Below are 12,465 nucleotides of genomic sequence, written 5' to 3'. Positions count from 1 at the left end.
CTAGCCCCAGCTCTGGCCGATGCCCTTCTCCACCGCTTTATCGTAAATGACCTTTGCCGCCACCAGATCCAGAGCCGCAATGCCCACGTTCTCAAAGACGATGATCTCGTCGTCGTTCTCTCTGCCGGCCACGGTGCCGTTAATCACGTCTCCCAGGCTTCCCAGCACGTCGCTTTCGGAAATGATGCCCTCTCGAATCGGAATCAGCAGGTCCCCGCTTTCCGCCATCACCGCGTCTTTGGAGTCGCAGATAATCTTAGCGGTTCTCGGCAGCACCGCCGGATCCAGCTCGTGCTTGTGCGGTTCGTAGGTGCCCACGCAGCTGATGGTGCAGCCCGGTTTTACCTTGGTGCCGTCGAATACCGGCTCCGAAGATCCCGTTACCGTAATCAGCAGGTCCGCATCTTCCACCGCTTCGTCGGCGCTGTCCGCCGCATAGATTCGGGTGCCGAATTCCTTCAGTTCCTCCTGCATCTCCGCCGCAAAAGCCTCCCGCTTCTCCTTGTTCCGGCTGTACACGGCCACCTCTTCCAACTTTCTTGCCGTCAGCATGGCTTCCAGCTGGCAAGCCGCCTGTCCGCCGGTGCCGATCATGGCCCCCTTGCGGCACGCCTTCTTTCCCAGAATATCGAAAGCGGCTCCCGATGCCGCACCGGTGCGGGCTTCCGTCACGTATGTGCCGTCCAGGATGGCGCGGATGTATCCCGTCTTACCGTCGATGAGCAGCACCTGCGCCGGAGAGGTCTTCAGCCCCTGTTCCGGGTTGTGGGGAAAAATATCCACCACCTTCAGTGCCGCCGCATCCAGTCCCGGTGCGTAGGCCGGCATGAACACAAAGGATCCGTCATATTTTCCCGGAATTACCGTGCGCAGCGGATTCTCCACTTCTCCGTCCACCACGCTCTTGTAGGCCACCTTGTTGCCCTCGATGATATCTGCCATGGTTACGACTTTGCGAATGTCTTCTTTCGATAGTAACAGCATTTTCTTTTCCTCCTATAAAACCATATTTCGTTACGCCGGCCTCTGCCGGTTTTCCATCGCTTGAACCGCTGCTTTGGCCGCGGCGGTGGCATCGTCCGTATAGATATCCGCGCCGATGCTGTCGCAGAAATCCTGAGTCACCGGGGCGCCGCCTACCATGATGGTCACATCCTCTCGGATACCCGCTGCCTTGCAGCCTTCCACCACCTTCCGCATCTCTTCGATGGTGGTGGTGAGGAGCGCGGAGCAGCAGATGATATCGCACTTCTCTTCCTTGGCGGTGCGGACGAAGGTCTCTGCCGGCACATCGCTTCCCAGGTCAATCACGTCAAAGCCGTTTCCTTCCAGCATGATTTTCACCAAGTTCTTCCCGATGTCGTGCATATCCCCCTGCACCGTGCCGATGCACACTCTACCCAAGGATGCGCTTGCATCGGCTACCAGCATGGGTTTCAGCAAGTTCAGTGCTGTGGTCATGCATTTTGCCGACATCAGCATTTCCGGGACGAACACCTCTCCCCGGGAGAAGGCATTGCCCACTTCCGTCATTCCGGTAATCAATCCCTTGTTCAGAATTTCCTGAGGCGCATATCCCGCATCCAGGGCTTCCCGGCACACCTTCTCCATCCGGTTCCGGTTTCCCTTCATCAGCACGTCCGCCACCTTTCCCAGCGGGCTCTTCCGAACACTGTCGGACACCTTCTGTTCCCCGTGAGATGCGGATTTATTTTTGCCCGTGGAAAGGGCATATTTCTTTTCCGTCACCGGATAGTTGTAGTGCCGGAAGTGAAGCTCATTGTTGTACCGGGCGATTTCCTCGTCGATAATCGGATCCACGTGTTTGAAAATGGTGCCGCTCAGCCCGTATGTGATGGATGGGATGAAGTGCTCCAGGGATCCGTTCTGCTTCAGCATCTTGCGCATGTATTCCCGAATTTCCTCTTCCGTGGCATCGCTCCGGTCAATCTCGGCGCCCACGCCGCCCATGACGATCATTCGGCCGTCTAGGTGGCGCACCACTTCCGGGATGTTGTTCTCCGGCAGGATTCCCTGCCAGCACTGAATGCCGATTTCCACCATATCATCCAGAATCGGCACCAGATAGGAATCGGAGTGGTGGATGGCGATGCATCCCGCATCCCGAATCTCTCCGTAGAACTTCCGATACGGTTCCTTAAAGAATTCCCGCCAGATTTCCGGCTTCATGAACAGCTGGTTTTTCGCACCCCAGTCGTCGTGGGAGAAGATGACGTCCGGCTGCAATCCCTTAATCAGCATCCGAACATATTCCAGGCGGTAACTGAGGATGTAGTCAATCAACTCGTGCATCTCCTTCGGGTGCTCGTAGAAATTGGTCAGGGTGTCTTCGAACCCCATCAGGAAGTGGCATTGTTCGAAGATACCGGTTCCCATAAAACCCGCCAGGAGACGCCGATCGCCCGCTTTTTCTCTCTGGGCCTTCCGGTATTCCTCCCAGCCCTCCTGGCAGTTGTTTTTAATATCCGGTGCGTGGACCACCTCTTTCCATCGGGTAATGTCCTTCAGCACCGTGGCTTCCTCCGAGTGATACGGGATGGTGCCCGGCGCATCTTCCGGGAAAAGAATGGTCACGCCCCAGCGGTCGATGGTCCGAGATCCCCGAACCTGACCGGCCCGAAGGTACCGGCTCACCGGATCCCCCAGCGCCATCTGCAGAGCTTCATACTGGTTCAGCAGGCGCTCCGGCCGCCCCTCTTTCTTCAACAGTTCCAGAAATATTTCTTTTGGTGTCATTTTGCGTTCTCCTTTGTCCCTAAAACAATCCCTTTTCTAGTCAATCAGTACCGCAGCGGAATAGGTGATGGTACCCGGCCCGTAGTCGTACCGAAGCCCGGAGGCTTTTGCCACATCATTTACCAGCAAGCCGTAGCCCTCCATGGAAGTGAACATTTCCTCCGGATGGCGGCAGGGCCGGTCCGGATAGGTGCACTTTCGACACAGGGTACAGGCCCCCGTTCCCATGGGGAGGCAGTCCGGATATCCGTAACGAATCTGCCGCACCAAAGTGGCAAACCGTTCCTTGTGGCGTTTCTCTGCCTGTAAAATTCCCTCGCTGTCAAAGTCGTGGGCCATCTGCCCCGTGGTCTGTACCAGGATCCCCCGATGATACTTCTCCGTGCGCCGACGGCTGCGTTCCAGATCCCCCACCGCCGGCGGGCAGCTCCACCGGGTGCCGTAGGCCCGGCAGCGTCCGCTTGAACACATATCCCGCACCTCCGGCCGGAAGTCCAGCGCCCCCATATTCAGTTCTCCGGCGTGGTCGAATCCTACCTCCAGTGCCAGCTCGATGAGCTCCTCTGTTTTCATTTCCCTACCCCCTCGGTATAATGATTCATTATACCATTTTTGATATTTTCTTGACACCTCCAAAACCCTCTGCCTATAATATTAAGAAAAGATTTTATAGGGACAAAGAGACAAGCATAAAGGAGCATATTATGGAACTTCATTTTCCGATTCTGCTGGACGGCGCCACGGGGACCGAGCTTCAAAAACGGGGCTACCGGGGCGGCATCAGCGCGGAGCAGTGGGTGCTGGAGCACCCGGATGCCATTACGGATTTGCACAACAACTACATCGAAGCCGGAAGCGACGTGCTGTACGCCCCTACTTTTGGGGCCAACCGGGTCAAGCTGGAGGAGTACGGCGTCTTCAATCAGGTGCCGGAGTACAATCGACGTCTGGCAAAAATAGCATTGGATAATGCCGAGGGGCGCGCGCTGGTGGCGGGGGATATCTCCCAGACCGGCAAATTTCTAAAGCCTATCGGAAACACCACCTTCCGAGAGATGCTGGAAATCTACCGGGAGCAGGCGGAAGCCCTGGAGGAAGCCGGGGTGGACCTGTACGCCGTGGAGACCATGACCAACCTGGCGGAAGCCCGGGCGGCGGTGCTGGCCATCCGGCAAATTTCCGATAAACCCATCATGGTATGTTTTACCTGTGAGGCCAACGGACGCACGATGATGGGCAACGATATTGCGGCAGCGCTGGTAATCCTGCAGAACATGGGCATCGATGCCTTCGGGCTGAACTGCTCCACGGGGCCGGATCAGATGCTGCCCCACATTCAGCGGCTGCAGAAGTACGCGGAGGTGCCTCTTATCGCCAAGCCCAATGCGGGCATGCCAAAGACGAAGAACGGGGAGACCTACTACGACTGCGGTCCGGAGGAACTGGCGTCCTACGTGAAGGATCTGGCGGCCGCCGGCGTAGGCATTTTCGGGAGCTGCTGCGGCTCCACGGAGGAGCACATTCGGGCGATTCACCGAGAGCTTCAGAATGTGGAATTCCTTCCGCCTCACCCGGATTTTCAGGGCAAAATCCCTCTGGCGACGGAGAAGAATCTCTACCTCCTGCCGACGGATCTCGAAATCGGCAAAATCTATCCTTGCGATGAGCACCTGGAGGATTCCTGCGAGGAGGCAGAGGAGGACGACGAGGCTCTCTTCATGACGATTGAACTGAAAGCGGAGGAGGAGCTGGATCACCTGGAGGACTTCCAATACGCCATCTCGCTGCCGCTGTGCATTCTTTGCAATGATGCGTCCCTTCTGGAGCAGGCGCTGGAAATTTATCAGGGCCGGGTCCTCTATGCCGGCGATCTGCCGGAGGAGGAGCTTCTGCCGCTGGCCAACCGCTACGGACTGGTAATCTAGGGGGCTTGCCGGACGAGCGGGCCGCGGCGAATTTGTTTTTATCGCTTGACAAGGTTTTGCGCCGGTGCTAAAATCAATGATTATAAAAATAAAACGATGACGAGGACAGTACGCTTGTCGGGAGAATCTTACAGAGAGGGATAGCCGGTGAAATTATCCCAGATTCGGACTTGCGGAACACCACCTCCGAGTGGCACTAATCCTGCCCGCCGGCCGCGTGAAAAGCCATAATGAGTGCCGGGATTTTCCCGGAAGATGGGTGGAACCACGAATACGAAATGTATGCGTCCCTTCTGACAGTATATCTGCGGAAGGGACTTTTTTGTACCTTCCGTTTCAAGAAGGAGGAAACCAAATGATTATTACTTTGAAAGACGGAAGTACCCGTGAATACGGAGAACCGATGTCCATCTACGATATCGCGAAGGATATCAGCGAGGGTCTGGCCCGTGTTGCCTGCGTGGGCGAGGTGAACGGTGAGGTGAAGGACCTGCGTACCGTAATCGACAGCGACTGTGAGCTGAACATTCTCACTTTCGATTCCGATGCGGGCAAACACGCATATCGCCACACCTGTTCTCACGTTCTGGCGGAGGCGGTGCTGAACCTGTACCCAGAGGCAAAGCTGGCCATCGGACCTTCCATCGACACCGGATTCTACTATGACTTCGACATGCCGCCGCTGACCCGGGAGGATCTGGACAAGATCGAGAAGGAGATGAAGAAGATCATCAAGAAGGGCGACCGTCTGGAGTACTTTACACTGCCGAGGGAAGAGGCGATTCAGATGATGAAGGATCGGGAAGAGCCGTACAAGGTGGAGCTGATTGAGGATCTGCCGGAGGGCGAGACCATTTCCTTCTACCAGCAGGGTGATTTCATCGAACTGTGTGCGGGTCCGCACCTGATGAGCACCAAGCAGATCAAGGCGTTCAAGCTGACTTCTTCTTCCGGTGCATACTGGAGAGGGGACGAGCACAACAAGATGCTCACCAGAATCTACGGAACCGCGTACACCAAGAAGGCGGACCTGGAAGAGTATCTGGAGTACCTGGCAGATATCAAAAACAGAGACCACAACCGTCTGGGCCGTGAGATGGACCTGTTCACTACGGTGGATGTAGTGGGTCAGGGCCTGCCGCTGTTCATGCCGAACGGTACCAAAATGATTCAGAAGCTGCAACGCTGGATTGAGGATCTGGAGGATTACGAGTGGGGCTATGTTCGTACCCGTACTCCGCTGATGGCGAAGTCCACCCTGTACAAAATCTCGGACCACTGGTACCACTATAAGGACGGTATGTTCCTACTGGGCTACGATAACCTGGAGGATTTGAACAATGCGGAGGACGCTTCCCGTGAGATTCACGGTGTTCAGGACCTGAAGATGATTGAAAACGATGCGGACAGCGATGTATACGCACTGCGTCCGATGACCTGCCCGTTCCAGTACTATGTGTACAAGGCGCGTCAGAAGAGTTACCGCGATCTGCCTTACAGAATGGCGGAGACTTCCACTCTGTTCCGTAACGAGGATTCCGGCGAGATGCACGGACTGACCCGCGTTCGTCAGTTCACTATTTCCGAGGGTCACCTGGTGTGCACTCCGGAGCAGATTGACGAGGAGTTCAAGAACTGCGTTCGCCTGGCAAAATATTGCCTCACCACTTTGGGTTTGGAGGAAGATGTAACCTATCGGATGTCCAAGTGGGATCCGGAGAACTCCGAGAAGTATCTGGGAACTGCGGAGGATTGGAACCGCGTAGAGGATGCCATGAGAACCATCCTGGATGAAATCGGTCTGGACTACACCGAGGCGACCGGCGAGGCAGCGTTCTACGGTCCAAAGCTGGACATTCAGGCCAAGAACGTATACGGCAAGGAAGACACCATGATCACCATTCAGCTGGATATGTTCCTGGCAGAACGCTACGATATGTACTACATCGATAAGGACGGTTCCAAGAAGCGCCCGTACATCATCCACCGTACTTCCATTGGTTGCTACGAGAGAACACTGGCATGGCTCATTGAAAAATATGCGGGCAACTTCCCGACATGGCTCTGTCCGGAACAGGTTCGCATCCTGCCGATTTCCGACAAGTACGATGACTATGCGGAAAAGGTATTCCGTGAACTCCGTCGTAACGGCGTCGATGTTCACGTGGATCACAGCACGGAACGTATCGGCTATAAGATCCGTAAGGCACAGATGGAAAAGATTCCGTACATGCTGGTTCTGGGTGCCAAGGAAGAGGAAGAAAATGCCGTTTCCGTTCGTTCCAGATTCGCCGGTGACGAAGGCAGCAAGCCGCTGTCCGAATTCGTCCGCCAGATTGTGGAAGAGATTGAGACAAAGGCGATCCGGAAGAAAGAAGTAGAAGAAAAATAAGAAACGGGACTGTAAAATAAGTCCGCAAATAAAGAAGCGCCAGTTCCGGCGAATGCCGGTTCTGGCGTTTCTTTGTACTAATCTTTCTGTTGATGATTGGTTATGCATGTTTATTGTAAAATATATTACTGTTCTACCTTCTTTCTCCGCGCAAACAACCATGCACACAAACCAACGAATACGCTTGTAGCCCCGATTAATATTGGCCACACCGGGATTGGACAGACGCCTTCACGAATGAGGTGGAGTCCCCGGTATAGTGTGTACACTCCAAAGATGGAGAATATTACGAATGCAAGACTGTTCAGAAGTCCGTCCGGCGTCTTGCTTTTCAGCAGATATCCCACCATCATCCCCAGGATATCCGCTGCGAACAATCCAAGAGAACAAGCAAGCCAAACGATAAACGCCGCACTCATTCCCTCATTTGCACCAAAGGTGATGGCAGTAAGCTGCGTCTTGTCTCCCAGCTCGGCCACAAAGAATGTGCAAAAGACAGCCAGTGGCGCGAACTGAATTCCGGATTTCGCATTTTCTTCCTCTTCATCCTCATCCCCCGCAATGGTAGATGCAGCGAAATAGAGAAATGCCAGTGCAGCAACAATCTTAATGACCCAATCTGGGATAAATTCACTCACCAGTCCACCTGCCAGCACTGCAAGTCCATTAAGCACGAGAATCGCCACCGCAGTTCCCAGTATAATGTCCTTTAATTTGTACTTCGAGGCAAGCGCAATCAGCATCAGCTGCGTCTTATCCCCCATCTCTGCAATGAATTCCGTCAAAAAAATTTTAAAGAATAACACCATTCATTCTCCTTCAAAAAACACAAATGCTCGAATCCGAGAATCCGAGCATTTGTGCGTTCTTTATATTTGCCTTAAGTTAAAGTCTTACAACTAGTCTTTAAATTAACCCCAGAAGCTTGTGAGCTGTCCATAAACTACCATTGCCAGGAAGATCGGTCCAACCCACTTGATGCAGAAGTTGTAGAAGCCTCTGGACTTGAACTTTCTGGTTCCGCCATTGCTGATTTCATCATCCAGATATCCAGGTACAAACCAGCCAAGCAGGATTGTCATGATGAGACCGGTCAGCGGCATCAGGATACCTTCTGCGATGCAGTCCCATACGTCCAGTACATCCGGCTGTCTGAACAGGCCGCGGAATGCTACGAAGAATGCATTCTGGCTTGTGCCCAGTCCGTCAGCTGTGGTCAAGAAGTTACCAATCCATGCCATGATTGCCATGACAACGGTAACCTTTACTCTGTTTGCGCTCTTTCCGGCCTTCACTCTGGAGTCCAAGATTGCGGAAATACCGGCTTCCATCATTCCGATGGAAGAAGACAGTGCTGCGAAGAATACCAGCAGCCAGAACAGCAGCTGGAAGATCTTTCCGGCAGTGCCCATGGATGTGAATACGGTTGTCATCGATACGAACAGCAGTCCAGGTCCTGCGGATGGCTCCAGACCGAATGCGAATACAGCCGGGAAGATAGCTACGCCAGCCAGAACCGCTACCAAGGAGTCACCAAAGGTGATGATTGCTGCGTTGGATTCCAAGTTCTCCTTCTTATCCAGGTAAGAACCGTAAGCAATGATACAACCGGACGACAGGGAGAGCGAGAAGAAGCACTGTCCACCTGCCGAAGAGAGTACACTGAAGAATCCCTTTGCACTTCCCCAAGCGCTCAGATCCGGGCTGAACAGGAACTTCAGTCCAGGGCCTGCGCCAGGCAGTGTGCAAGATCTTACTACTACGATGAGCAGCATGAAGAACAGCAACGGCATTGCTACCTTACAGAACTTCTCGATACCGCCGGATACACCACCGAATACGATAACCATCGTCAGGAGCAGGAATCCTGTCATCCATGCAACGGAGTTTCCGGTGTTGGTCAGCAGTCCGCCGAACTGTGCGCCCGGATCTGCAGTGTTCAGAACACCCTTACCGAAGAGCGCCAGAATGGAGTCTCCCAGGTACTTAGTGATGAATCCACCGAATGTGCAGTAGAAGCAAATCAAGAGCCAAGGAACGATGGTCTGCAGAACACCGTTGAAGGTGAATCTGTGATCGGCTTCCTTGTAAGCCTCGATTGCCGCCTTCTGAGTCTTACGACCGAGAGCCATCTCGGAGAGCATCAGAGGGTAACCGGTTACAATTGCCAGAATTACGTACAAGAGCAGGAAAGCGAATCCGCCGTTCATACCCATCTTGTAAGGGAAGGACCACAGGTTACCAAGACCTACGGCCGATCCAAGTGCTGCCATCAAGAATCCAAAATTGGAATTAAATTGGCCTTTTTGGTTTTCTTGTTCCATTTCAATACCTCCATACAAAAATGAAAACGACACATATAAGAACTCTGTATAAGACATTATACCTTTCGGACTAAATCGGAATAATCACTCTATTGGTTAATCCGCCCTATACAATTTATGCTCAAAGTATATCACCTGTTCTTCACATTCGCAACATATATTCTGTATATTTAGTTAAAGCGAGAAAACTTTTTACAATTTTTAATACTGGCGGAAACCTATTGAACAATAGGGTTTTAGAAATTTGTACGATTTTAAAAGCAAAATTTCGTTATTTTATTGTCGTACTTTTTTAAAACCGCTATATATTGTGTTTTCTTTTCATTTTTAAATCAATATAAACGCTCATATTTGCCTGATTGTTGATTAATTATCCATTCAACCAATTTTTAGTATAAATTGAAAATTTTTTCCAGCCCACTTTTCAACTGTTCTTTTTTGCTATCATGTTTTTTTATACCGACTTCGGTATAATCATTGGTCTATCACTGCGGGAAAATGCGGCCAACACTGCGTATAACAGAAAAACACCGCCTCCGAAACCGAGACGGTGTTTCCCTTATATAATATAGAAATTAGTGTTTTAAGTGTTTTTATTCTGCTTCCAGCTTCTTACCGGCCTTCAGTTCCTTTCCGGAGAACAAAGCAGCATCTTTCTTCCAGAATCCACCCAGACCGCAGCCGATCAGTGCCGGGATGACCCAGCCCAATCCGAAGGATGCGAACGGAAGGTTGTCGATGAACGCAATCGGATGTCCGGAGGTGCTGATGGTGCTCAGGATGCTGGTAATCAGCGCCACATAGGTTCCCACACAGATGACGTGATCGTTATCCGTAATTTTTTCCACATAGGCACCCAGTACCAGTACGATCAGCGGCGGGTACAGAATGTTCAGCACTGGTCCCGCGATGGCGATGATCTGGCTCAGTCCGAAGTTGGACATGGCGTAGCTGATGGCAATCAGAGCGATTACAATCTGCTTATACTTCAGCTTTCCGTGGGTCAGCTCTTCAAAGTAGTCTCCTACGATGGAGCTGAGTCCTAGTGCGGTGGTGACGCAAGCCAGGATTACGATGGTCGCCAGGGCGTATACGCCGTATTTTCCCATCAAGTGGTAGGTAATCGCTACCAGCAGGCCGGCCTGGTCCAGTCCGGCATATTCCGGAATACCGGATGCGGTGGAGCCCAGATACGTCAGTCCGCCATACACGATGGCCAGCAGCGCTGCGGAAATGAGATCCGCGCCGACGATCATCTTTTTAACGTCTTCGTGTTCCTTGTAGCCATAGTTGTACGCAGCGGTAATCAGCATGATGGTAATCAGCACGCCGCCGATTCCGTCCAGTGTCTGATATCCGTTCTGAATGCCGGATGCGATAGGAACAATTTCCTCCGGGGAAACGGAAGCGCCCAGCGGATTGATGATTCCGATGACAATCAGGAGAATCATCACCGCAAGCAGACATGGGGTGAGGTAATTACCGATAATGTCTACTACTTTCGATGGGCGGATAACCAGACCCAACGTAATCAGGAAGAACACCAGTCCGTAGAGCCACAGCGGAACGCTTGGCGCGATGGTCTTGAATCCCAGCTCATAGCTGGTAGCCGCGGTTCGCGGAATGCACACGCACGGTCCCAGACAGAGCATGATGGTGGTAAGCAGTACCTTTCCCGGCTTCGCTCCCATCTTGCCAACCACTCCGTCTACGTTCCCTTTTCGGTTCAGCACTACCGACGCAATCGCAATTGCTGCCAGTCCCACGTCCATGATGAAGAATCCCATGAATCCGCTGATCCAGCTGCTTCCCGTTTCTCTTCCCAGAAACGGCGGGAAAATCAGATTTCCCGCACCGAACTGTGCGGCAAACAATGCAAGTCCCATACACAGGGTTGCAGAGAACTTACTTCTTTTCTTTTCCATTTTTTCACCTTACCTATTAATACATATAACCAATACGCACCTACTCTACCATGAAGAAATGCGTTTTAAAAAAGAATTCTTTTCATCTTGCAAGCACTTTTTTTCATGTTTTGACATACTAAACCAATTTATTCTATTGTTTATTATTTTTTATCCGTTATAATAAGAATGAGAGGTAAAGGTTATGGATATTCAAAAATTAGACTATTTTTTGACAGCAGCAGATACCGGGAATTTTACCCAAGCTGCCGACCAATGCAGAATTGCGCAGACAACCATGAGCAAGTACATTGCCCAACTGGAGAGCGAATTCAATTGCAAGCTGTTCTACCGAACCAATAAGGGCTGTGAGCTCACCGACCAGGGACAAATTTTCTACGAAAAGGCGCTGGTCATGAAAAAAGATTATGCCAACCTGGTGGCCGCCCTGAAGCAGGATCATTCACGGGATTTGAACCTGGGGCTGGACGGTTCTCATTTCTACGTATCCCTCTTTACGGATTTTCAAACCGCCTATCGGGACGTAAACCTGAAAGCCGCCTTCGGCAGTGAAAAGGAATTGGTAAGCGATCTGGTACACCAGCGACTCCACGCCATCGTCATGCCGGACAACATCAGCGAAAAAGTTCGCTCCTATCCGGAAATCCGCAGCATCGACATTCTAAAGGCCCTGGACTACCTGGTTTTTCCGCCGAATACGGTACGCCACTTCGGTTCCATCGAGAAGGCGATTGAGAACCTTCCCCTGATTACCAAATCCGTGGATGAAGAGTATTACGAATACTGCCGCACCAATCTTCACAAAAAATACGGCACAACCTTCCACGAAGTTCGGGTCGCCCGCAGTCAGGATGTACAGACCATGATGCTGGCTCTGTCCCAAGGTTTTGCCATCCTTCCCCTTTCGGAAGTCGACGCAGACAGCGACTTTGAATGTTTCCCGCTGGGAGAAGAATTCGTGGAAATGCTTCAGCTCTTCTACAGCACCAAATACATGAACGACCCTCTGCGGAAGCTCATCGAATTCATCAACCAGCACGGCATCGTCACCTGTTAATTCATCTCATAAAAAAACCGGCAGGCGCTCCACTTTCGTGAAGTGCCTGCCTTTTCGTTTTGCATCCATTTCCGGGGGGACCGGA

Annotated in this window: 9 protein-coding genes; 3 read left to right on the top strand and 6 right to left on the bottom strand. The window is 52.1% G+C overall.

Annotated elements, in window-relative coordinates; translation table 11 throughout:
* The 3 genes from PUE40_RS04330 to PUE40_RS04320 are packed head-to-tail and all read right to left on the bottom strand — an operon-like array spanning nucleotide 1 to nucleotide 3,330.
* Nucleotides 1–984, bottom strand: a complete 984-nt coding sequence (locus PUE40_RS04330) for an ornithine cyclodeaminase family protein (RefSeq protein WP_277672016.1) — start codon at nucleotides 982–984, stop codon at nucleotides 1–3.
* 30 nt (nucleotides 985–1,014) lie between these two features.
* The gene (locus PUE40_RS04325) at nucleotides 1,015–2,757 is read right to left on the bottom strand and encodes a cobalamin-dependent protein (RefSeq protein ID WP_277672015.1); all 1,743 of its coding nucleotides are present in this window, start codon (nucleotides 2,755–2,757) and stop codon (nucleotides 1,015–1,017) included.
* 36 nt (nucleotides 2,758–2,793) lie between these two features.
* A complete protein-coding gene (locus tag PUE40_RS04320) occupies nucleotides 2,794–3,330 on the bottom strand; it encodes a DUF2284 domain-containing protein (protein ID WP_154553828.1) in 537 nt (178 codons plus the stop codon).
* A 131-nt stretch (nucleotides 3,331–3,461) separates the two neighbouring features.
* Between PUE40_RS04320 and PUE40_RS04315 the strand changes: the two genes are divergently transcribed.
* Nucleotides 3,462–4,682, top strand: a complete 1,221-nt coding sequence (locus tag PUE40_RS04315) for a homocysteine S-methyltransferase family protein (protein WP_154553827.1) — start codon at nucleotides 3,462–3,464, stop codon at nucleotides 4,680–4,682.
* Nucleotides 4,683–5,037: 355 nt separating this feature from the next.
* Nucleotides 5,038–7,074 carry a threonine--tRNA ligase gene (thrS, locus tag PUE40_RS04310; RefSeq protein WP_154553826.1) on the top strand — a complete coding sequence of 679 codons (2,037 nt, stop codon included), beginning with the start codon at nucleotides 5,038–5,040 and terminating at the stop codon, nucleotides 7,072–7,074.
* A gap of 125 nt (nucleotides 7,075–7,199) precedes the next feature.
* Here thrS and PUE40_RS04305 read toward each other — a convergent pair whose 3' ends face one another.
* From PUE40_RS04305 to brnQ, 3 genes are all read right to left on the bottom strand, one after another.
* Nucleotides 7,200–7,883, bottom strand: coding sequence for a TMEM165/GDT1 family protein (locus PUE40_RS04305; RefSeq protein WP_277672014.1), 684 nt, complete (start codon nucleotides 7,881–7,883; stop codon nucleotides 7,200–7,202).
* Between the two features lie 102 nt (nucleotides 7,884–7,985).
* Entirely contained in the window at nucleotides 7,986–9,398 is a 1,413-nt protein-coding gene (locus PUE40_RS04300; protein WP_154553824.1) for a sodium-dependent transporter, read from the bottom strand.
* A 593-nt stretch (nucleotides 9,399–9,991) separates the two neighbouring features.
* Nucleotides 9,992–11,323 (bottom strand): branched-chain amino acid transport system II carrier protein, encoded by a 1,332-nt coding sequence (gene brnQ / locus PUE40_RS04295; protein ID WP_277672013.1) that lies wholly within the window; start codon nucleotides 11,321–11,323, stop codon nucleotides 9,992–9,994.
* A 184-nt stretch (nucleotides 11,324–11,507) separates the two neighbouring features.
* Between brnQ and PUE40_RS04290 the strand changes: the two genes are divergently transcribed.
* Nucleotides 11,508–12,380 (top strand): LysR family transcriptional regulator, encoded by an 873-nt coding sequence (locus tag PUE40_RS04290; protein ID WP_154553822.1) that lies wholly within the window; start codon nucleotides 11,508–11,510, stop codon nucleotides 12,378–12,380.
* Nucleotides 12,381–12,465: the final 85 nt, after the last annotated feature.

Source organism: Mogibacterium kristiansenii (assembly GCF_029224645.1).
Lineage (GTDB): Bacteria > Bacillota > Clostridia > Peptostreptococcales > Anaerovoracaceae > Mogibacterium_A > Mogibacterium_A kristiansenii.
This window is presented reverse-complemented; position numbering and strand designations above follow the sequence as displayed.